This is a genomic window from Novosphingobium sp. ERW19 (assembly GCF_012641315.1).
Lineage (GTDB): Bacteria > Pseudomonadota > Alphaproteobacteria > Sphingomonadales > Sphingomonadaceae > Novosphingobium.
Window position 1 is genome coordinate 65,745 of record NZ_JABAIC010000008.1, and the last position, 20,294, is coordinate 86,038.

19 protein-coding genes are annotated in these 20,294 nt (G+C 61.8%); 17 read left to right on the forward strand and 2 right to left on the reverse strand.

From position 1 onward, the window contains the following. The first annotated feature begins 14 nt into the window (after positions 1–14). The 3 genes from HGI46_RS15475 to HGI46_RS15485 all read left to right on the forward strand — a co-directional run bounded on the left by HGI46_RS15475 (position 15) and on the right by HGI46_RS15485 (position 5,342). Entirely contained in the window at positions 15–1,178 is a 1,164-nt protein-coding gene (locus tag HGI46_RS15475) for an ABC transporter substrate-binding protein (protein ID WP_206065766.1), read from the forward strand. After that, positions 1,144–3,975 (forward strand): TonB-dependent receptor, encoded by a 2,832-nt coding sequence (locus HGI46_RS15480; protein ID WP_168904998.1) that lies wholly within the window; start codon positions 1,144–1,146, stop codon positions 3,973–3,975. Before HGI46_RS15475 ends, HGI46_RS15480 begins: the two co-directional genes overlap by 35 nt. Positions 3,976–4,058: 83 nt before the next feature. Continuing rightward, the gene (locus HGI46_RS15485) at positions 4,059–5,342 is read left to right on the forward strand and encodes an MFS transporter (RefSeq protein ID WP_168904999.1); all 1,284 of its coding nucleotides are present in this window, start codon (positions 4,059–4,061) and stop codon (positions 5,340–5,342) included. 236 nt (positions 5,343–5,578) lie between these two features. Here HGI46_RS15485 and HGI46_RS15490 read toward each other — a convergent pair whose 3' ends face one another. Further along, entirely contained in the window at positions 5,579–6,094 is a 516-nt protein-coding gene (locus HGI46_RS15490) for a hypothetical protein (RefSeq protein ID WP_168905000.1), read from the reverse strand. Positions 6,095–6,463: 369 nt separating this feature from the next. Between HGI46_RS15490 and HGI46_RS15495 the strand changes: the two genes are divergently transcribed. The 6 genes from HGI46_RS15495 (at position 6,464) to HGI46_RS15520 (ending at position 10,785) form a co-directional block, all read left to right on the forward strand. Next, positions 6,464–6,778, forward strand: a complete 315-nt coding sequence (locus HGI46_RS15495) for a hypothetical protein (protein ID WP_118076055.1) — start codon at positions 6,464–6,466, stop codon at positions 6,776–6,778. Positions 6,779–6,842: 64 nt separating this feature from the next. Then, positions 6,843–7,133, forward strand: coding sequence for a type IV conjugative transfer system protein TraL (traL, locus tag HGI46_RS15500; protein WP_168905001.1), 291 nt, complete (start codon positions 6,843–6,845; stop codon positions 7,131–7,133). 10 nt (positions 7,134–7,143) lie between these two features. After that, on the forward strand, positions 7,144–7,716 hold the full coding sequence (locus HGI46_RS15505) for a type IV conjugative transfer system protein TraE (protein WP_168905002.1): 573 nt from the start codon (positions 7,144–7,146) through the stop codon (positions 7,714–7,716). Positions 7,717–7,754: 38 nt separating this feature from the next. Continuing rightward, positions 7,755–8,510 carry a type-F conjugative transfer system secretin TraK gene (locus HGI46_RS15510; RefSeq protein WP_346766748.1) on the forward strand — a complete coding sequence of 252 codons (756 nt, stop codon included), beginning with the start codon at positions 7,755–7,757 and terminating at the stop codon, positions 8,508–8,510. Beyond that, positions 8,510–9,865, forward strand: a complete 1,356-nt coding sequence (locus HGI46_RS15515) for a TrbI/VirB10 family protein (protein ID WP_168905003.1) — start codon at positions 8,510–8,512, stop codon at positions 9,863–9,865. Before HGI46_RS15510 ends, HGI46_RS15515 begins: the two co-directional genes overlap by 1 nt. A gap of 14 nt (positions 9,866–9,879) precedes the next feature. After that, entirely contained in the window at positions 9,880–10,785 is a 906-nt protein-coding gene (locus HGI46_RS15520; protein WP_168905004.1) for a DsbC family protein, read from the forward strand. Between the two features lie 308 nt (positions 10,786–11,093). On the opposite strand, the gene HGI46_RS22150 is transcribed toward HGI46_RS15520, so the two are convergent. Beyond that, positions 11,094–11,270 (reverse strand): hypothetical protein, encoded by a 177-nt coding sequence (locus HGI46_RS22150; protein ID WP_240946813.1) that lies wholly within the window; start codon positions 11,268–11,270, stop codon positions 11,094–11,096. A 383-nt stretch (positions 11,271–11,653) separates the two neighbouring features. On the opposite strand from HGI46_RS22150, the gene traC reads away from it, so the two are divergent. The 8 genes from traC (at position 11,654) to HGI46_RS15565 (ending at position 20,284) form a co-directional block, all read left to right on the forward strand. Next, positions 11,654–14,230: a type IV secretion system protein TraC gene (gene traC / locus HGI46_RS15530; RefSeq protein ID WP_206065767.1), complete on the forward strand. Its 2,577-nt coding sequence runs from the start codon at positions 11,654–11,656 to the stop codon at positions 14,228–14,230. After that, positions 14,227–14,589, forward strand: coding sequence for a hypothetical protein (locus tag HGI46_RS15535; protein ID WP_168905006.1), 363 nt, complete (start codon positions 14,227–14,229; stop codon positions 14,587–14,589). Before traC ends, HGI46_RS15535 begins: the two co-directional genes overlap by 4 nt. Continuing rightward, positions 14,582–15,160, forward strand: a complete 579-nt coding sequence (locus tag HGI46_RS15540) for a TrbI F-type domain-containing protein (protein ID WP_168905007.1) — start codon at positions 14,582–14,584, stop codon at positions 15,158–15,160. The genes HGI46_RS15535 and HGI46_RS15540 overlap by 8 nt, the downstream gene beginning before the upstream one ends. After that, entirely contained in the window at positions 15,144–15,662 is a 519-nt protein-coding gene (locus HGI46_RS15545; protein ID WP_168905008.1) for a S26 family signal peptidase, read from the forward strand. Before HGI46_RS15540 ends, HGI46_RS15545 begins: the two co-directional genes overlap by 17 nt. 32 nt (positions 15,663–15,694) lie before the next feature. Then, positions 15,695–16,375, forward strand: a complete 681-nt coding sequence (gene traW / locus HGI46_RS15550; RefSeq protein ID WP_168905009.1) for a type-F conjugative transfer system protein TraW — start codon at positions 15,695–15,697, stop codon at positions 16,373–16,375. Further along, positions 16,372–17,385 (forward strand): conjugal transfer pilus assembly protein TraU, encoded by a 1,014-nt coding sequence (gene traU, locus HGI46_RS15555; protein ID WP_168905010.1) that lies wholly within the window; start codon positions 16,372–16,374, stop codon positions 17,383–17,385. Before traW ends, traU begins: the two co-directional genes overlap by 4 nt. Before the next feature lie 77 nt (positions 17,386–17,462). Beyond that, positions 17,463–18,176, forward strand: coding sequence for a type-F conjugative transfer system pilin assembly protein TrbC (gene trbC, locus HGI46_RS15560; protein ID WP_168905011.1), 714 nt, complete (start codon positions 17,463–17,465; stop codon positions 18,174–18,176). Next, positions 18,173–20,284 carry a conjugal transfer protein TraN gene (locus HGI46_RS15565; RefSeq protein ID WP_168905012.1) on the forward strand — a complete coding sequence of 704 codons (2,112 nt, stop codon included), beginning with the start codon at positions 18,173–18,175 and terminating at the stop codon, positions 20,282–20,284. The genes trbC and HGI46_RS15565 overlap by 4 nt, the downstream gene beginning before the upstream one ends. The last annotated feature ends 10 nt before the right edge of the window (positions 20,285–20,294 follow it).

The window sequence follows — 20,294 nt, forward strand, 5'->3', positions numbered from 1 at the left end:
AAAGGATTTGTGGAGTGGAGAGGATCATGAATGTGAAGGTGCGCCCGGCAAAGGGTGCATTCCTTCCTGTAATTCTTATCCTAGCGGCAGTCTCTGTCGCCGGGCTGTCAGTCATGGTTTGGCTGTCAAGCAAGGATGAAGCGCCGGCAAGTGGCGCTCTTGTAATCTACAGTTCTACCGACGAGGATCAGTTCGCCTCGGTGCTGGCGGAGTTTAGGCGGCGGAATCCTGCTGTCAGGGTCATCTACAAGTCGCTTCCGGCGCGGGAAGTGTACGATCGAACGCGTCAGGAGATTGATCGCAGCGAAGCCGGTGCCGATCTGGTCATCTCCTCTTCGATGGATCTCCAGATCAAGCTGGTCAATGACCGCTATGCGCAGCCTTACTCCTCGCCACACAGGGCGCAGTTGCCCAACTGGGCGGTGTGGAAGAATGAAGCGTTTGCCGTCACTTCCGAGCCTATCGTAATCGGTTACAACAAGCGGGCGTTTGCTAGCGCTGGGCTGCCGGCCGGGCATGATGATCTCGCTGCCCTGCTACATGCCCAGCCCTCGCGCTTTCGTGACCGGATAGGGCTGTACGATCCGGGTCTCAGTCCGACCGGCTACATGTACATCCGTCAGGACCTCCATGTTGATAGGGACAACTGGGATCTGATCGGCGGCATCGGCCGCGCTGGCCCGAGGCTGTTCACCTCGACCAAAGAAATGATCGAGCGCGTCAGTTCGGGCGATCTGCTGCTCGCTTACAACATCATCGGCTCCTACGCTCTGCAGCGAGCAAAGGCAGACCCGGACTTTGGCGTGATCGTGCCCAACGACTACGTTCTTGTCGGATCGCGTGTGGCGCTCATTACGCGGTTGGCCCCCAATCCTGCTGCGGCACAGCGTTTTCTCGATTTCATCCTGTCGAGCGAAGGCCAGCGTCTGCTCAGCCTCAATAACATGATCCCGTTGCGATCGGATGTCCCGCCGATGGAGAACTGGCCTGCCAGCGTGAACCAGCGTGCGATCCACGTAGGGCCTGCCCTCATGGCCGATCTCGATCAGGTCAATCGCGACCGGTTTTTCTTGAAATGGAAGTCCAGCATGGCCCGCGCATCAGGCGGGCCGGTACCACCGAAAACAATGGGAGGAGGAACGAATGAAACTGTATCCTTTAATGCAAGCGTCAGTTAGCCTTATCGCCTGCGCGGCCATGACCAATGTGGCCACGGCGCAGGAAGCATCGAGTGCGGCCGTTTCGGCAGAAGAACAAGCACCAGTTAGTGACGCCGAGATCATCGTTACAGGTTCGCGCATCGAGGGTAATTCGACCTTTAAGGCGCCTACGCCGGTCACTTCGCTGAGCCAGGATCAGCTGGTCGCTTCGGCACCAGCCACTATTGCCGATGGTCTCAAAATCCTGCCTGCTATCGTCCCTACTGGTGGTCCATCGGCAGGTGGTGGTACTGCCAACGGCGGACAGAACTTCCTGAACATGCGCGGCCTTGGCACGGCGCGCACGCTGGTCCTCGTCAATGGCATGCGCTTCGTGCCTGCCGGGCCAAGCGGCCTCATTGATACTAACCTTGTTCCGCAGGGCCTTGTGTCGCACGTCGATGTGGTCACAGGCGGCGCCTCAGCAGCTTACGGCTCGGACGCAGTTGCGGGCGTGGCCAACTTCGTGCTCGACACGAAGTTGAAGGGGCTGAAGCTCGACACCTATTATGGCGTATCGCAGCGCGGCGATAATCAGGAGTTCAAGTTCCAGCTCAGCGGTGGCTTCCAAGCCATGGATGGCAGACTGCGGGTGGTCGCCAGCGGCGAACACTACGATAACAAGGGTGTGCCTGGAAACGCCCGTGATTTCCGGCGCAAGGCGGCAAACCAAATCCGAGATCCCGCAGCCCCGGCGAACTTCATTCGCGCCGAAGACGTGCGTACGCCGTTCACACTTGGCGGCCTGGTTGTCGTTGGTGGAGGCGGGACGAGCGCCAACAATAACCTCATCAGTGGCCTGAAGTTTGAGCAGGGCGGCGGCACAACCGCCTATGACTATGGGCGCAATGCAACGACCATTCGTGCGACTTCTGGTACGCAAGACGGTGGTGACGGCTATTCGGTGTCGGTCGGCCAAGAGATCATCCGTCCACTACGTCGTGATGCGCTGTTCATGCATTCGGAACTGGACGTGCTCGACAATGTGACCCTCATTGCCGAGGGGACGTACGGTAAGACCACGTCAGTCTTCGAAAACAGCCCCACGGTGGCTACGGTCACTATTCAGCGCGCCAACCCCTTCCTGGCAGCTGCCGATCCAGCGTTGGTCAACCGGATGACAGCGCTCGGCGTGACCAATCTCCGCCTTAACCGGCTCATCCTGGAACGTGGCGCAACGCTCACGACCAATGACAACGAGACGGTGCGCGGCCTGTTCGGCTTCAAGGCGGAACTGCTGGGCCTGAACTGGAACGCTTCCTATCAGTACGGTCGCAACGACAACCACTCAGAAACGAACAACAACCTCCTTACGGCCAACCTTAACCGTGCGGTCAACGCGGTGCGGTCCGGGAACCAGGTCGTCTGCGCGGACACCCTGAGCGGCAACCAGGCAACGCGCGATGCCGCCGCAGGGTGCGTGGCCTTCAACCCCTTCGGTTTCGAAAGTCCGAGTGCTTCTGCTCTGGACTTTGTCATGGGAACGTCGGTCTTCGATACCCGTACGACGCAGCATGTGGTCGACGGGACCGTCTCTGGCTCGCTGTTCGAGCTGCCTGCAGGACCTGTGCAGTTTGCGGCCGGGTATGAATGGCGCAAGCTATCGGCCACGACGGTTGCAGACGACTTGTCGATTGCCGGGGCCTACCGCCTTGTGAATCAGCAGAACTTTGCGGGTTCATACAGCATCAACGAATTCTTTGGCGAGCTGCAGCTGCCGATCTTCAAGGATTCGGCTCTCGGCCGCAGCTTTGATGTCAATCTTGCGGCGCGTCATACAAACTATTCGACGAGCGGCGGTGTCGATACCTGGAAGGCTGGGTTCAGCTGGCAGCTTACCGACTGGTTACGCCTGCGCGGAACGCGTTCGCGCGACATTCGTGCGCCAAACCTCGAGGAGCTTTACGCAACCGGTCGCCAGAACAACATCACGGTCATCGATTCGCTCACTCAAAAGACCTACACGGCCGTGCCGAACCAGACTTTCGGCAATCTCGCCCTCAATCCCGAAAAGGCGAATACGCTTGTACTTGGAGCGGTGTTTGAACCGACGTCCAACCTCAACCTTGCGGTCGATTACTATTCGATCAAGATCAACGATGCGATCAGGTCGATCGGCGGTGCACAGGCGGTCGAGCAGTGCAACCTCAGCAACCAGACTTCGTCGATTTGCTCGTTTGTCACGCGTGATCCCTCCACGCAGGCCGTCGTCAAGACCCTGACCGCGCCATTCAACCTTACCCGGCAGGAAACCAGCGGTGTCGACTTTGAGGCGCGCTGGCGGCTAGGATTGGGAAGCGACAGCAAGGTGACGATGCGCCTGCTAGGAAGCTATGTTCACAAGAACATCGTGTTCTCACCTCTCATCGCCAATCCGGTGAACGATGTCGGCAACCTCATCTCGCAGTCGATAGGACAGGCGACAAGCCAACCCCGCTGGCGGGTGACCGGGACGGTGAACTTTGACAAGGGGCCGTTCGCTGCGTTCGTGCAGACCCGCTACATCGGAGCGTTCACTTGGGACAAGACCCGTACTCTGGGCGTTGATACCGATTTCAACTACGTCTCACCTCAGGTCTACGTCGATGCGCAGTTGAGCGTGAAGGTGCCGTTCATGGACCATGATCAGGAATTTTATCTGAACGTCCAGAACTTGCTGGACAAACAGCCGCCCTATGCGCCGCTCCCGACCGGCGCGACCCCGCTGCCGACACAGCCAGTGCTCTATGACCAGATTGGCCGTATGTTCCGCGTTGGTTTGCGCGCACGCTTCTGAGCCTTCTGCCCCGTCGGACGACCCTGACGGGGTAGCCTCGCGCATGTTCGGCGCAAATCCCCAAAAATTAAGCCGGAGTCTCCATGACTGAACCAACCGCGACCAGCGCAGGCCGCTTGAAGTCTGTCTTCATTGTTTCCAGCGGCAATTTCCTGGAAATGTATGACTTCATGGTCTTCGGCTATTATGCCAAGGCAATCGGGCAGGCCTTCTTCCCGGCCGCAAATGCCACAGCGTCACTGCTTCTGGCATTCATGACCTTCGGCGCAGGCTTTCTAATGCGCCCGGTCGGCGCCATCCTGCTAGGCTCCTACATGGATCGCAACGGTCGGCGGAAGGGCCTACTTTTGACGCTGGCGCTAATGGGGGTGGGCACTCTTACCATCGCCGCGATGCCCAGCTACGCGAAGATCGGCCTGATGGCACCCGTTCTGGTTCTGGTGGGTCGGCTGATCCAAGGCCTCTCCGCCGGGGTCGAAGTGGGCGGGGCTTCAGTTTATCTTGCAGAAGTTGCTACGCGAGGTCGTAAGGGATTTTACGTTGCATGGCAATCTGCCAGCCAACAAGTGGCCGTCATGTGTGCGGCATTGTTGGGGCTGTTATTGAACAGCATCTATCCTGCCGAGGTTATGAACGATTGGGGTTGGCGCATCCCGTTCGTGATCGGATCGCTGCTCCTGCCATTCCTTCTGATTATTCGGGGAGCACTTCAGGAAACTGAGCATTTCGAGCAGTCGAAGCATCGGCCGAGCCTGAAAGCATCCTTTAACGCAATCGGCGTAAACTTCAGACTGGTAGCTCTTGGCACCGGCATGGTCATGATGACGACCGTTTTCTTCTACATGATCACGGCCTACACCCCCACATACGGCAATTCGGTTCTCGGCTTTACTCCTGCACAAGCCATGTTGGTGCCTCTGCTGGTTGGTCTGACGAACTTCTTTCTGCTCCCAATAATGGGCGCGCTGTCCGACCGCATCGGGCGTCGGCCACAGCTATTGCTCTTTTCCGGGTTAGCTTTGATCAGCGGGTACGCCGCGTTGAACTGGATGATCGCAGAGCCTTCTTTCCTTCGTCTGATCGTGGTCGAGTTGTGGTTGGCCTTTGTCTACGCGGGCTACAATGGCGCGATGATTGTCCACCTGACTGAGATAATGCCGGCTACCGTCCGCACGACCGGCTTCTCACTGGCCTACAGTCTTGCAACAGCCATCTTCGGCGGGTTTACCCCCGCACTGGCGACCTGGCTGATCGACCAGACAGGAGACAAAGCTTCGCCTGGTATCTGGTTGAGTGTGGCTGCGAGCGTCAGCCTTATCTGTACTCTAATTCACACAGAGAAAGGAGAGAGGGCGGATGCACCCTAGCAAAAGACCGGTTTCCGTACAGCCCGACGTTCTCAGCCGCTACGCTGTATGGCGACTTTGTCCCAGCCCAAGTCTATCCGCCTTTACTACAGTGTGCTGAACGAAGGGCAGGAATCGATCACGACAAACTGATGCTCGAACGTCCGGAATTGAGGCGGAAGCTGCTTCACTAGCCCAGCCGCAGGCGACTTGAAACTAGCGAGGGGGGGTATAACGTATCCGTCCTGCGAGCTGACTCAGCTCAGCAACGTGCGGTTTGCCTCCAGAACGCGTTCCTGATGCGTCAGCAACATCTCATAGGCACGGCCCAAAGCAGTATGGATGATCGCCGGTCGCAGATCGACCTGGATTGCACCTCGTCTTGCCGACGCTGCTTCGCAGTACAATCCTTTCAGTGCTTCTGTAGCGAGGAACACCGCCTGGTCGTGATAGGTAGCCTCACTTTTGAGCATGGACACCGCGATGGTCGCTCGAGTGTGGTCTATCCCCAATTCCTCGAATAGCTGATCGCGAAGGTCCTCGCTCAGAAACGCGCCCTGCCGAAGCACCTTGTGCAGCTTGGTCCGCTGCAATCCAAGCTTATCTGCCATGTGCGCCAGGGGAATGGACTGGCGGGCGAGTTCGCCGCTTATCAGACGTTTGTATCGGCATTGCTCTGTATCGGCATCGCTTGCACCGGCGCCATGGTTCGCATTCCTGAGGGTGAAGGTCGGATTGAAGACCGTCTCTGGCGTCATTGCCCCATGCATCATCGAAGTTCCCCTTTGACCGCATGGCATCACATAAGGGCTTTTTCCGTCAACATTATAATCGACGTATTTCTCTGATTCGAAATAGAATTATGTGGGTCGAGACCGCGAATCGCAATCCTGCTGCAGTGCTCCCATTGCGGGAACAGCATTTTCCGGAATTCACCACCGTGCTGCCCGAATTAGGGAAACGGCTTCCTGATTGGCGGAATGAAACGTCCCGAAGTGAGATATCGCGGACCTCGCGAATTTCCACTTCCCGCAATTGTCCTTCCCGCGCGCACCCAATTCATTGCTTCAAGCCCACAGCGGCCGCTCCCTGAAGTCACCCGCAGACAACGCGGCGACCTTTCACGAATGGAGCCAGAACCGATGACAAGCAGTTGGAAGGGAAAGGGCACAGTCCTTCTTCAGGGCGCGGCGATTGCAGCCATTGCCGCCAGCCTCGGAAGCGAGATGGCAATGGCTGGCACAGATCAGACGTTCAGCACCGCGCTGACAAAATTCACCGGCTTCCTCCAAGGCTCGGGCGGCAAGATCATCACTGTTCTCAGTCTTGCCGGCGGGGTCGTCGGCCTCGCCGCCGGGCGCTTCAGCCTTGCGCAGATCGCCATACCTGTCGGCGTGGGCGTGGGCGTCGGCACCGGCGTGCCGATCGTGACCGCCGCGATCACCGCGACAATTTGAACTTTGAACGGCTGTGGCTCGCCAATCCCTCGGGACGTGAAAGCCTCAGCCGGAGGGTGGCGGCGTGACCGTGCAGAGATACATCGTGCCTCAGCACCTCGACGATCCGGAACTGATCGGATTTTGGACTCTCGACGAGTTCCTTGGCCTGATCGTGCCATTCGCCTGGGGGATCCTGTCCCAACATATTCTGATCGGGCTCTTGATGAGCGTGCTGGCCTGGTGGGGATTGCGCAAGTTGAAGGCGGGAAGGGCGGTGTCCTGGATTGTGCACACGGCCTACTGGCATCTGCCGGGCGCCTTTATCGGCCTCAAGGCAACGCCACCCTCCCATATTCGCATCATGGCAGGATGAGGCCGCGACCATGGACCTGGCGATCACCTACCAGCAATCGCAGCGCCTGCTTAAACAGCGCAACCTGCTTGCCGCGAGCTCGCTCGGCCTGTTCGCAGCGACGTTACTGTTGGCCTTTAAGACAGCAGGACAAAACCGCGAGATCATCCTCCAGCCAGTCCTGTCGCGTCCGCTGACCATCACTTCGGGCGAAGTCAGCCGCGATTATCTCGAACTGGTAACGCGTGACGCGGCCTTGCTGATGCTCAATCGCTCGCCTTCCAATCTGCAATACTGGATGGAAGCGGTGCTCGCGCTGACCGATCCCAAAGCTCACGGCCGGATGAAGGCGGAGCTGCTCAAAGTCGTGACAGACCAGAGCGGATCGAGCGTGTCGCAATACTTCACGATGGAGAAGCTCACGGTCGATCCTGCGGGGCTCACCAGCGAGGTCAATGGAACCTTGCACACCGTCATCGGCTCCAAGGAAGTAAGCGCAGAGGCACGGACGTTCCGGTTCGTGTGGAGCTACAGCGGGGTGTCGCTGCGCCTCCTTGCATTCGGCAAGGTGCAACCCGACCAGAAGCAAGGGCAGGACGCATGATGCACGCGCCTGCCATTTGGCCAAACGTGTCCATAAGCGTGGCACGGCTGCTGCGGTCCAACGGAGCTCTTCGTGCACATTTGTCGGCGATTCTATCGGTCGGCGCGTGTCTGGTAGCGAAGCCAGCCTTGGCTGACCAATCCGTGCGGGCGACAGACAACGGTACGGTTGGATGTATCGCGTCAGCCAAGGACCTCACGCGGATCAGCCTAGCCGGCGACCAGTTCGCCTCGGTGTCCAGGATCTCCACCGGGAATGCCGAAGACGACTTCAAGATCGTCAACGAACCCACGCGTGGCGACATCTACCTCTCCGTTCCCGACGGTTATGCCAAGCAGAAGCTTTCGTTCTTCGGGACGACCCGCAAAGGTTACGTTTACAAGTTCGTCTGCGAGGTGAGGGGCGAGGAGGCCGAACAGCTCTTCGTCACCAATAGCGCGATCCAGGCGCAAGACGAACGACAAGCCTTGCGGCCCAAATCTCCCGAAGAGACAGCGACACGGCTTGTCCAGGCAATGTACCGCGGCGAGGCAATCGACGGCTTCGAGCAGGCGGCCGCAGTGCTGGCGCCCGTGCGGATCGGCAAACTCGAAGTGCAACAGATCGGGCAATACCAGGGCGAGAATCTGCGCGGCCTGATCCTGCGGGTCCGCAACACGGCGCGCGAGCCGATCAAGCTAGACGAGCAGGTCCTGTCAGCCCGCGGCGCTGTCGCCTTTATGGCACCGGTCAGCGAGCTCGCACCGAACGCCGTTTCAGCCGTCTACCTCATCCATAAAGCGGGAGCACGATAATGAAGCTCGCCGAGATCTTTCGAAAAAAGCCGCGCGGGCTCGATGGCGGCGCAACTGTCGATACACCGCAAGGCGATGTCTCCCCACTGGGCGATGCCAATGCCATCAACGAGGCGGAGCGGCGCAAGCAAAGCATACGCTTTGCCAGCGTCGGCGTGTTCGCGCTGGTGGCAGGATCGCTCTACATCTTCTCGGGTGATGATGCCGCAGATGGCGGCTCGCCGGACGCTTTGGCCTCCGGTGTCTCGGTCGACGAGATGGTCAACACCAACATGGCCGAGAAGGAATGGCGGGCGCAATCCGAGGCGCAGATTGCCGGGATCGAGACAGAACTGCGCACCTTGGGTGCGCGGGCCGAGCGCGCAGACCAGCTCGAACAACAACTGTCCGGTTCGGCAGTGGAAAGCGGCGGTGCCGTTTCAGCGGACACGCAGCGGATCCTTTCCGCCTACCAGGCAGAGAACGATCAGCTACGCGCGGCGCTCGATGCGGCCCGCCAGTCGCCGGTAACTTTGCCGGCAGCTCCTGAAAACCTGTACGGGCCTGGCGCTTCCTCGTTTACCCAGAGTGGGACGACGCCAGCGGGCGAAGCGGCGGCCGCGGTTGCTGGGTTCAGTCCGCTGCGCAAGAGCGAGGTCAGCCTGGTCTCCTTCGGAGAAGGCACCGCAGGGACGGGATCTCCGGTGCCCAAGGGCAACACCGTCTACACCGACAGTGCCAACTATCTGCCGCCCAATTCGATCGCAGTCGCGCGGGTCATTGTCGGCGTCGATGCCAATGCCGGGGTGCGCAGCGAGACCGATCCACTCCCGGTCGTCTTGCGCATCACTGGCCCTGCACGCTCGGTCTATGACAGGGGACGTCTGCTAAAGACGGAGATCAGCGGCTGTCTGGTCAACGGTGCGGCGCGCGGCGACCTCTCCTCGGAAAAGGTCTATGTCAAACTCCAACGCATGACCTGCCCTCAAAAGGGCGGTCGCTATGCGGTGTCGGACGTCAAGGGCTTCATCGCGTTTGGCGGGAAGACCGGCGTGCGTGGCCGCGTTGTGAGCCGCGAAGGCGCGCTCGTCGGCCAGGCGTTCCTGGCAGGCCTCGCCGGAGGCTTTGGCCGAGGCTTTGCTGCCAACAGCACCTCTTTGCTCACCGGCAGCACGGTCAATGTCAATGGCGAGCGGCAAAAGCTCGGCACCGGAGACATCCTGCAGGGCGGGATCGGCGAGGGCGTCGCGACGTCGGGCGACATGGTCTCGAAGTACCTGATCGAGCGGGCCGAGCAGTACCAGCCTGTGATCGAGATGCCGACCGGCATCGATGTCGAAATCGTGTTTCTCGAAGGCGTGTTCATCCAGGGCTGAGGAGGCCGCATCCCATGTTCGCAGACGCCACGACCAGAATTGCGCGCACCAAGATCGCTGCGCCTGCAGTCAGAATCCTGCTGCCGCTCACCGCAATCCTTGTAGGCAGTGGCACTTCGCTGGTCTGGGCCGAGGCTGGCTCGCCGGGCGTAGGGCAGACGGCCGACCTTGAGATGCGGGTAACGCATGCTCTCGGACAACGCCTGCCGCGTACGCCCGTCACCAAGGTCAACTGCACTCTCGTCGATGGCCTGTGCGAAGTCACCGCAGGGTCGCAGCTGTTCTATGTCGATCGCTCTGGCCGATATCTGCTGGTCGGCCGAGTCTACGACATGGAAACGCACCGGGACCTGACGGCAGCACGGTTACTGGAAGTGAACCCGGATCTCCTGCTCGGCGCCGCCGCCACCAAGGGCAGTGGGCATGAAACCGACCTGGCATCCGATGACCCCAACCCCGAACGCGGCGCCTCCACCCCGGCCGCGAGCGGGGCGCCCCGGACGATGTCCCTTGCCGGACTGCCCGCCGCTGGCGGCATTGTCTGGGGCAACCCTTCAGGCCCTACGGTCACTGTCTTCAGCGATTTTCGCTGCGGATACTGCCGTGCCCTGTCGCAGACGCTCGAAGCCATGAGCGTAAGGATCATCGAGCGGCCCATCTCCATTCTTGGCAGCCGAGCACTCGCGAACCAGGTGTTCTGTGCTCGCGATCGGGCCCGGGCGATCAAGGCCGCCTATGCCGGAATGGCTATCGAGCAGGCCAAGCCCTGCGATACCTCGGCGCTCGATGCCAATGAGCGGTTCGCAAGGGAGCAGGGCATCGCCGGAACCCCCGTCCTGGTTCGCGGCGATGGTGCGGTAATCGAAGGCTTCCGGCCGCGAGTGTTTCTGGAGAACTGGATCAAGGGAGGCCGATCATGAGCCTCCGATGGCACACGCTTTGTGCGTTCCAGTCCGTTGCCCGTTCCCGCGCAGTCATGGTCCTGCTATCCAGCGCTGCGCTGTCGTCCTGCGGCGTGCTGCTTGGCGATAACGTCAAGGGAAGCTTCGTTTGCAGTGCGCCCGGTGGGACTTGTGCGCCATCCACGCTGATCGACGACCAAGCCCTGGCCTTGATCCAAAGTGCCCGACCTGCCGCTTCTGAGTCCCAAGGTCTGGTCGGCTTGAGCCAAGCCAAGGCGAGGGCAGTAACATTTCGGTCGGCACGAAGCCGTTCGGCGTCAGGTCGTTCAGCAGGTCCAGCCCGCGTAAGCAACAGCCTGCTCCACAGCGATACCCGGACCTTGCGCCTCGTCTTCCCTGCCTATGTCGATGATGCAGGCAACCTGCATGAAGCCCGCGTAGTCCACACCGTTGTCGATCGGGGTGGCTGGATCGAACTGACGGATGGCTCGATGGCACCGCAAGTCGGAACCGACCCGAGCCAGGGTGAGGCTTTACCCGCCACTCCAGCACCTAACCCGTCAGAAACATCCTTATCGGACCAATCGCTCGCGGCGCCGAGGGTGGGCAAGAGCAGAGGACCAGCGAGCCCGCAGTCCGCGCCGCCGATCAGCCCTCTCACGCTCGATGCTATCCGGGCCAAGGTTGCGGAACGCCTCTCGGCAACCGCGAAGCCGGTTCAACCCAAAGTGCAGGTACAAGCAGCGGCATCGCCTCAAGGGGCTACACCGAAGTCTGCGGCGGAACACACGTCAGAAACTGCCTCGCCTCGCCCTGCGACGTCCGGGATGCCCTCAGCCGCAAATCCGCCTGCAACTTTCTCAGCGCCCGGAGAGGATTGATCGCCATGTCGACCAGCGCATGGAACCGTTTTCTCGATCTCGTCTTCGGCGACGGGGCGCGGGCTGATGTTGCGCCGCAATCAACCGGTGTTCCGATGCTCTCGGACTGGCTGCCCTATCGCAGTTACGACCCCGAGTCCCGGCTGTTCATCAATACGGCAAGCATGGGCTTCATTCTCGAGCTTGCGCCGATGGTCGGGGCGGACGAGCGCACCGGCGAGATTCTCACCCAATTCCTTTCAGACGGTTTGCCGGCAGGCTGCGAAGTGCAGATCATCCATTGGCAGAGCCCTGCGGCCGGCGTGCGCATTGCCGACTGGGTCATGCCAAGGGTGCTTGCCAAAGGCGTCTACGGGCGCGCGGCACAGCATCGCGCCCATTATCTGCGAAACGCGGCCTGGACCTCGCTGTCGCGTGATGCCCCGTTTTGCCTGCGCCAGCATCGCGTGCTCGTCAGCATCGGCGCATCGCTGGGGTCTTCGCTGACTGCAACGGACCTTGCGAGCGTTCGCGAGAGCCTCGGCGGGACCTTGCAGGCACTGAGCATTCCCTACCGCGACATTGCCCCTGCCGAGTTGATCGCGTTTCTGAACGATCTTCTCGTTCCGGGCATAGACAATGCCGAGAGCGAAGACCTCTATTCTCCACTCGACCCCATCCACCAGCAATGTCTGCGAGGCGACCTCATCACCGAAATCTCTCCCGACCGTATCGTGCTCAAGGTCAGCCGCGAAGGACGGGCAAGTGAGCCAACGTCGAGGCAAGCGCCGCAATCGACCAGCGAACCCGAAGCCTTCGACTGGCGCTTCTTCTCGGTCCGGCAAATGCCGCGGCAATGGGCGCCATGGGACGTCCAGAAGCTGATCGGCGACGTGCTCAACGACAAGTTGCGCTTCGGCTGCAACGTGCTCACGGTCCTGGGGTTCGTCCTGTCCGATGAGGAGGCAACGGCTTCGCGGGCCGGTTTCAAGGTGCTGCGCACTACCAGCCTTGCCGACTCCCGTTCCGCGCGTTTCCTGCCGCAACTGGCGCAGCAGCGCGACGAGTGGCAGCAGGTCCAGGCGGAACTGCGCGAGGGGCGCAAGCTAGTCCTAGCCTACTATGCCGTCGGCGCACTCTCGCCGCTCGGCAAGGGCGATGCCAACGAACGCCTACTCAAGTCGGTCTACAAGGCGGCAGGCTGGGACCTCGTCGAAGAGCGCTACCTGCAGACCATGGCTCTGCTGGCGGCCATGCCGCTCACGCTTTCCAATGGCCTGTCGGGCGATCTCAGGCGCATGAAGCGGCTGCGCACGATGCTGAGCAATACCGCAGCAGCAATAGCGCCGCTCCAGGGCGAGCATGTCGGCGGTCCGATCCCGCATATGCTGCTGGTGGGACGGCGCGGCCAACCCTTCTTCTGGTCGCCGTTCCAGAATGCAGCCGGCAATCACAATGTCGCGGTGTTCGGCAAGTCAGGCTCGGGCAAGTCGGTCTTCCTCCAGGATGTCTGCGCTGCACTCGCCGGATCAGGTGCCAAGGTCATCGTGATCGACGATGGGCGGTCGTTCGAGCACATGGCCAAGGCCTTCGGCGGCGCATTCGTCGAGTTTCGGCTCTCGTCGGGCTTTTCGCTCAATCCCTTCGACATGATCGATGCGCGGGCGCTCGAGAGCGATGCCGACGGCGAGGACTACGAAGTCGAGTGCCTTGCCATGCTGAAGTCCATCGTCAGGCAGATGGCGCGCCAGCAGGACCGCCTGTCCGATACCGAGCGCGGTTTGATCGATTCTGCGGTCAGCCGGGTGTGGAGCGAACACAAGCGTACAGGCACGATCGATGCCATTGCCGCCGCCCTGCACGCCATGCCCTCTCCATTTGCCAGTGATCTTGCTGATGCCATGTCGCCATTCCTGTCGGGCGGCACCTACGGACGGTTCTTTGCCGGATCCTGTTCGATTGACCTGACGGCAGATCTCACCGTTTTCGAGTTGTCGGACCTGTCATCCAAACCCGAGCTGCGCTCGGTCGCGCTGACCGCGCTGATGTTCCTGACGTTGCGCGTCATGCGCGATCTCGACCGCTCGATCCCCAAGCTGACGATGATCGACGAAGCCTGGCAATTGCTCGGCGGCGGACAGATGGGCCAGGCGATCGAGACCTATGCGCGCACCTGCCGCAAATACGGTGGGGCGCTGGTCACAGCGACACAGTCCCTGAACGATTTCTACAAGTCGGAAGGCTCGCTGGCCGCGCTCGAGAACAGCGACTGGTCGGTGGTGCTCCAGCAAAAGGAAGAGACGGTCAACGATCTTGCCCGGCACCAGCGCTTCGAGATGGACCGGCACACCGAGGCGCTGATCCGCTCGCTGAAACGCAATGGCACGGAGTACTCCGACGTCCTGATCAAGGGACCCGAGACACTTGCGGTCGGACGTCTGGTGCTCGATCCCTATTCAGCGACGCTCTACTCTTCGAGCCCCAAGGTCTTCTCGGCGATCGAGACGCTGGTCGGCCAGGGTGTGCCGCTCGCAGATGCGATCGAACAGGTTGCCTTCCCGGATCGCGCGGAACCCGCAATGGCGGCAGAGTCCGGGGCATGATCCGCTATCCTGCCTTTGCGCGTTTCGTGCCATCTTGCGTCCAAGTCCAGGACACCTGCCACATGGGCCTTTGCCTCGCCGGGTGGCTGCTCATCAACATCTGCTGCACCGAGGCGATCTGGCTTGCGCTGTTCATCGTGCTCGGTGAATTCACCCTTACCGGCACGCTACTTCACCTCGACAATTTCGCGAGCCGCTATCTTGCGGCCGAAGCCGCACATCAGGCGCACTTGCGCGACCAGTTCTGGATCGCAAGCGCGGTCCTGTTCCTGGGGCTCGCGGTGCTGCGCGCCGGATCGTTGCCGCGTTGGCATTCAGAGCGCGCGCAAACACCTTCCAAGGAGAGCTCCCATGGTTGACCGCCGCGTGGCCGGGGAAGTCGGCCCCGGACCTCTGTTCGAAACCGACGCTCCACCAGTGCCTTCGACGACAGTCGCCGCCAACGCGCGACGCCGCTCGGTCGACTGGAAGTTGGTGGGACTGATCGGGTCTATAGTCGTAGCCGGACTGTGGGGCGCCTGGGTCACGCGTGAACTGCTCAGCACCCCGACAGCGCCGACGCTAGTGCGTGTGCAATTGTCCTCGATCATCGGCGAATATGTCGCAGCCCAGGCGAGATCGCAGACACCCCCCGATATGGTGACCGCCGAAACGAAGGCCTTCATGGGTGCCGTGCAGCGGAATCTCGAAGCGCGAGGTGCGCGCGGGCAGGTCGTGCTGGTCGGCGAGGCCGTTCTGGCCGGCAACGTTCCCGATGTGACGATGGCAGTACGCCGGGAAGTCTACGCCAAGGTCCCGTCGCCGGGCTCCAGGTCCGCCACCAATAGCCAAGTCATAGACGCAATGCGCCAGGTCATGGCGCCCAATCCCGCAAGCGTTGCCCGTGGCAGCGCTGGCGTCAGCGAGGCTGGTGATGCCCGGGCCCGCTGAACGCTCGCGCGCGAGGCGCCGCTGGCTCGCCATCGGTGCCCTGGGCCTGACGCTCATGACAGGATCGGCGCTTGCGGACTGGCGCGACGATCATGCGATCCTGATCAACACCACCCGTTCGATGCCGGAGTGGGCCTTCTTCATCGACAAGGGAAGGATGCCACAGCGCGGTGACCTGATCGTCTTTGCGCCGCCCGACATTCCCTTGATCCGCGCCCATTTCGGGCGAGAGTCGGCTCCGTTTGCCAAGCGCGCGCTGGGCATGCCAGGTGACGTTGTCACCCGTCAGGGCGAGACCGTCCTCGTCAACGGTAGGCCAGTTGCCCGGCTCAAGGCGCGGACGACGCGTGGCGAAACACTGACCCCGGGGCCGACCGGCATTGTGCCTCCAGGCTGCTTCTATGCGGGCACTGCGCACAAGGATGGCTTTGACAGCCGCTACGCCGAGATCGGCTTTGTCTGTCAGCGCCAGATCATCGGCTCGGGGGACGCAGCCTTATGACGCGCCGGACGAGCACGCCGTGGGTCCAACGCATGAGGGGCATTCCCGGTGCGGCCCGTCTTGTCGCGGGCATTGCGGGCATCGTGGTCGTGGGCTTTGTCGCGGGATCTGTGCCCGCTGCCGCAATTGATCATGGCAGGATGGGCGAAATCTTTCCGATCATCGAAACCGACATGCTGACCGTCATTGCCACGCGATTACACACGCTCGAGGCCACAGGCAGCATCGCGCAAATACAGGCCCAAATGCGGGACACAGCGATCGCGAGCGTGCGCCGGCCAGCGCTCGTGGCAGGCTTGAGTCCCGCGCAGGAGCGCCGCGAGTGGCTGTTCGATCCCTCCTTCGTGCTCCAGCAGGACGTGATCGGCGCCAATGGCGAACGCATTGCCGCAAGGGGCACGCGGGTCAATCCGCTGGATCTTGTTCCGCTGCCAACGGATCTGGTCTTCGTCGATGGCCGCCGAACGGCGGAGCTCGACTGGGCCACGCGAAGCTGGAAGCCGAACGAAGCCAAGGTCATTTTCGTTGCCGGTTCGCCCTTCGATGCGATGAAACCCTTCCAGCGCCGCTTCTGGTTCGATCAGCGCGGCGCCTTGGTTGCCCGCTTCGGCATCCGCCATACGCCTGCCGTCGTCACATCGGCCGACCGGCAGCTCCAGATTGCCGAGATACCCGTTCCCGACAGGCCAATCGTCAGGAAGACCGGCTCATGACCCCGAGCCTGCGCACCATCCTGCTCGCGGTGTCGCTCCTCCTGGGGACCATGACCCCGGCCAAGGCCGCGGGCGCACCGTGTCATGGCAGCTTCGTCAATCCGATCACCGATGTCTGCTGGTCTTGCCTCTTTCCACTCTCGGTCGGCGGTCTGGCGATCTGGAAAGGCTCGCGGCCCGACCCGAAGAATCCTTCGTTTCCGCTTTGCGCCTGTGGCAGCCCGATCCCGCGCATCGGAATTTCGGTCGGCTTCTGGGAGCCGGCGAGGCTGGTCGATGTCACCAACAAGCCGTGGTGCTTCCCGAACCTGGGCGGCATCCGCCTCGACCCCGGTTTCGACATCGGCGGCGGCCATGTCCAGGGTGCAAGCCAGGTGGGCGGAAAGGCGCAGAACAGTTCGCAGTGGCAGGCGCACTACTACGTCTACCCGCTGCTCTACTGGATGGAGATCTTGACCGACTTCCTCTGTTTCGAGCAAACGACCTTCGACATCGCCTATGTCACCGAGCTCGATCCGCTCTGGCAGGATTCCGCGCTGACCTCGATCCTCAATCCCGAGGTCGCTCTTTTCGCCAATCCTGCTGCCACCGCAGCGTGCGCTGCCGACTGCGTCGCCTCGACCGCGAAGCTGCCGATCGACCAGTTGTTCTGGTGCGCCGGCTGCAACGGCAGCATGTATCCCTTGAACGGTCATGTCGCTGCACATGTCACCCCGACCCAGGCCTCGCGCCTCGTGGCCACCCGCATGCTCTACAAGATGCACCGAACCGGTCTTGCCTGGGGCACAATGGGGTCCAGGGCCCTGTGCTCGAAGTACCTGATGCCGGTCATGCGCAAACAGCAGTACCGTCTGCAGATGACCAATCCCACAGCGACGGTGAAAGGCCGCTACGCCTGCGCGCCGCTGGGGGCGACGACGATCAACCCGCAGACGGGCAAGAGCTACCCGGTCAAAGGCGAGGATTTCGGCTACCTCGTCTGGCGCAAGCGCAACTGCTGCGCTTTATGAAGTCGCAGTGCGTCCCTCGCGAACGCAGAACGCTGCGGCTGACGGCTCGCCTTGCACCGCGTCTTTTCGGACTTGCGATGCTTGCTGCCGTATCGGGAGTGACAGCGCAGAGCATTGACGGGCTTGATCTCGAAGCCATTCGCGCAAGGAACAGCGCCCGCACTGACGAGCTTGAAGCGCTTGTCGCGTCGGCGCTGAAAAAAGCCGAGGCGCAGAGTGGTGCGGCAGAGCAGGTCCGCGCCGAAACGCAACAGACCTCCGCGCACGAGCAGCAGGCGCTCAGCGCCCGCGCTCCAGCTGGCGCGGTTGATTTCGACGCGATCCTTGATGGTGCTGCCGCAAACGCGAGAGTACCGATGGGCGAGGGGCCCTTGCTGCTCGTCTTTGCCAGCCTGTCGATGCCGCAAGCCTCGCTCCAGCACCTGGTGCGCGATACGACGCAGGCAGGGGGTATCGTTGTCTTCAGGGGCTTTCAGGACAATAGCGTCAAGGCTTTTGCCCAAGGCCTGATGCGCGTTGTCACAAGCGAGCAGGAAGAGGCGCACATCGCGATCGATCCGCGGCTGTTCCGCGCCTTCCGCATAGATGCCGCGCCCACCTTCGTCGTGGCAGAAGGCGGCTACGAGCTCTGTGACGGTCTCGATTGTACCATCGCGGTGCCGGCCCATGCACGTATGACCGGCAATGTCAGTCTCGCTTATGCGCTCGAGAGCTTTGCTGCCGCCGATGAACCTGGGGCGGCAGTCGCGCGGATTGCGCTGGACAAGTTGGAGAAAGGGCGCGGGCAATGAAGGGCCCGGCTCTGTTCGCCGGTCTGGCCGCGCTAGGCCATGTCGCTGTCGCGGCGAACGCCTCTGCGCAGATTATCATCCCCCCACCGGACGATATGATCGAAGCTCTGCCGGCACTGCCAAGCGCGCCGGCCCCGGCCTTACCGGAGGCGGGTCCACCCCCGGGAACGGCGGTAGGGCCGACGTCCGCTGCCCAGGCAAAGGCGGAGGCGCGACAATTGGGCAGCGCGTTGCGGCAGAGCTACCAGGGCCTGACTGCGGCTCCGGGTGCAGCGGCACAGATCCCGGGCTACGCTCCGAACTATCCGCAAGCGACCCGCTACTACGACCATGCCGATGCCTTGGCCACGGACGGTGCGGTCGCGGCAAGCCAGAGCGAAGCCTGGCGCACGGCCAATTCCACGTCGCGCCCGCGTATCGCGGTCAAGCGCGAGGACCTGGCACGCGCCGCCGCCATCGCCAAGGAGCCGACCCGCTTTGTCGAGGGCGTGGAGACCGGCGGGAGCGCCGGGGGCTGTACACCTCTGCCGGTGGGATCGAGCGCGCCCGGCAGTGTCGAGATGACTTGCAACATCGGGGAAAGCATCGTCGAGCATGAACAGAGCTGCAAGTCGACGCTTGAGGTCAAGCCCTGGGAGGCCCTCGACTATCAGTATGTCTGCGTCGCGTCACCCACGTACAACGGCTGCGGAGCCCTAGACGGTTCGGCGCAGTGCCGCAAAACCGGCACCACGCCGGTGGCCGAGTACGGCCTCACCGTTACCTCCTATACTTGCAACGCTGCGGTTTCCGATCCGGACGCTTTCCTTGTGGGCACAACGACCGCGCCGTCACCTGTCGGCGCCTTTGAAGTGAGTGGTCACGTCTATCGCTGCAATCGCGCAGGGCTTGCACAGGCTCTGAGCGTCGATCCAGCGACCGGGGCACCACTCGGATACCTCACGGGCTTGCAGCAATGTACGCCAGATCTCGGCACATCCTCGTGCACGCGCACAAATGCCCAATCCGCTGGTCTCGTCGAGCGCGACCTCTGCCTATCCTGGGACTTTGCAGGCGATCCCATCAACGGTGGCAAGCTGCGCTGTATCGAGACGGCGCCAGAGGAGGAGGCCTACGCTTGCAACGCCCTGGTGCCTGGCCTCCAGCCCGAGCGCAGCGACACGCGGTGGTTCACCGCGCAATGGACCACCAGTCCCTGCACTGCTGATCCGGAAAACTGCACGTTAACCAACGAGATCTGCAGCGTGCCCGACGAAACCCGGGTCTTCGCCGGCATTCCGGTGCGCCAAGCCTGCTGGGAAAAGACACGCACCACTGTGTGCAGCCAAGCCACTGGTGGCAACAACGACTGCGGCGCGATCGAAGCCACGCCCGGGTGCCGACAGACCGGCGAGACTTGTCTCGACGATCCGCCCGATCCGGGTGGGTCCTGCAAGGTCACCGAGCGCAGCTATTCCTGCCCGGTTCCGGGTTCAGTCACCGAACCTCAGCAGTACCTCTGCTCGGGCGACATCTTTTGCCTTAATGGCGAATGCGAGACGGTCGAGCGCGAGGCATCGGACGAGTTCAAGGATGCACTGGTCGGGCTCCATGCGCTGGGGCAGGCCAATGCCGAATTCAGCGAGAATGACCTGTCGCTGTTCAAGGGCAACCGCGAGACTTGTGCCAAGAAGATCTTCGGCATTTCCAACTGCTGCACTGGCAAGGGCGCCCCGATTCTGACGCCGTGGCTGTGCAGCGCCGCCGAACAGCAACTCGACAAGAAGGACGATGCTGGCCTGTGCCACAAGGTCGGGACCTATTGTTCCTCCAAGGTGCTTGGCGTCTGCGTGACCAAGCGCGACGCCTACTGCTGCTTTGCCTCGAAGCTGACTCGCATCCTGCAGGAGCAGGGCCGGCTGCAACTCCGTAAGCCCTGGGGGCGGCCGAAGAGTGAAAGCTGCGAAGGCTTCACTGTCTTCGAATTCCAGCAGCTCGACCTGTCGGTCATGAACTTTTCCGAGATCTACGCCGATTTCACCGAGGCTGCGCGCCTGCCCGAGGAGGCCGCGATGCTGGTCGAAGTCCAGAACCGCATTGGCCAGTTCTACGGCCAGGCCCAGCCATAATCCCGTTCCC

Bases quoted from the DNA above. Each gene is read 5' to 3' on its own strand.
- HGI46_RS15480 (WP_168904998.1), top strand. From the start codon at position 1,144: ATGAAACTGTATCCTTTAATGCAAGCGTCAGTTAGCCTTATCGCCTGC.
- HGI46_RS15485 (WP_168904999.1), top strand. From the start codon at position 4,059: ATGACTGAACCAACCGCGACCAGCGCAGGCCGCTTGAAGTCTGTCTTC.
- HGI46_RS15490 (WP_168905000.1), bottom strand. From the start codon at position 6,094: ATGATGCATGGGGCAATGACGCCAGAGACGGTCTTCAATCCGACCTTC.
- HGI46_RS15495 (WP_118076055.1), top strand. From the start codon at position 6,464: ATGACAAGCAGTTGGAAGGGAAAGGGCACAGTCCTTCTTCAGGGCGCG.
- HGI46_RS15505 (WP_168905002.1), top strand. From the start codon at position 7,144: ATGGACCTGGCGATCACCTACCAGCAATCGCAGCGCCTGCTTAAACAG.
- HGI46_RS15515 (WP_168905003.1), top strand. From the start codon at position 8,510: ATGAAGCTCGCCGAGATCTTTCGAAAAAAGCCGCGCGGGCTCGATGGC.
- HGI46_RS15520 (WP_168905004.1), top strand. From the start codon at position 9,880: ATGTTCGCAGACGCCACGACCAGAATTGCGCGCACCAAGATCGCTGCG.
- traC (WP_206065767.1), top strand. From the start codon at position 11,654: ATGTCGACCAGCGCATGGAACCGTTTTCTCGATCTCGTCTTCGGCGAC.
- HGI46_RS15535 (WP_168905006.1), top strand. From the start codon at position 14,227: ATGATCCGCTATCCTGCCTTTGCGCGTTTCGTGCCATCTTGCGTCCAA.
- HGI46_RS15540 (WP_168905007.1), top strand. From the start codon at position 14,582: ATGGTTGACCGCCGCGTGGCCGGGGAAGTCGGCCCCGGACCTCTGTTC.
- HGI46_RS15545 (WP_168905008.1), top strand. From the start codon at position 15,144: ATGCCCGGGCCCGCTGAACGCTCGCGCGCGAGGCGCCGCTGGCTCGCC.
- traW (WP_168905009.1), top strand. From the start codon at position 15,695: ATGAGGGGCATTCCCGGTGCGGCCCGTCTTGTCGCGGGCATTGCGGGC.
- traU (WP_168905010.1), top strand. From the start codon at position 16,372: ATGACCCCGAGCCTGCGCACCATCCTGCTCGCGGTGTCGCTCCTCCTG.
- trbC (WP_168905011.1), top strand. From the start codon at position 17,463: ATGCTTGCTGCCGTATCGGGAGTGACAGCGCAGAGCATTGACGGGCTT.
- HGI46_RS15565 (WP_168905012.1), top strand. From the start codon at position 18,173: ATGAAGGGCCCGGCTCTGTTCGCCGGTCTGGCCGCGCTAGGCCATGTC.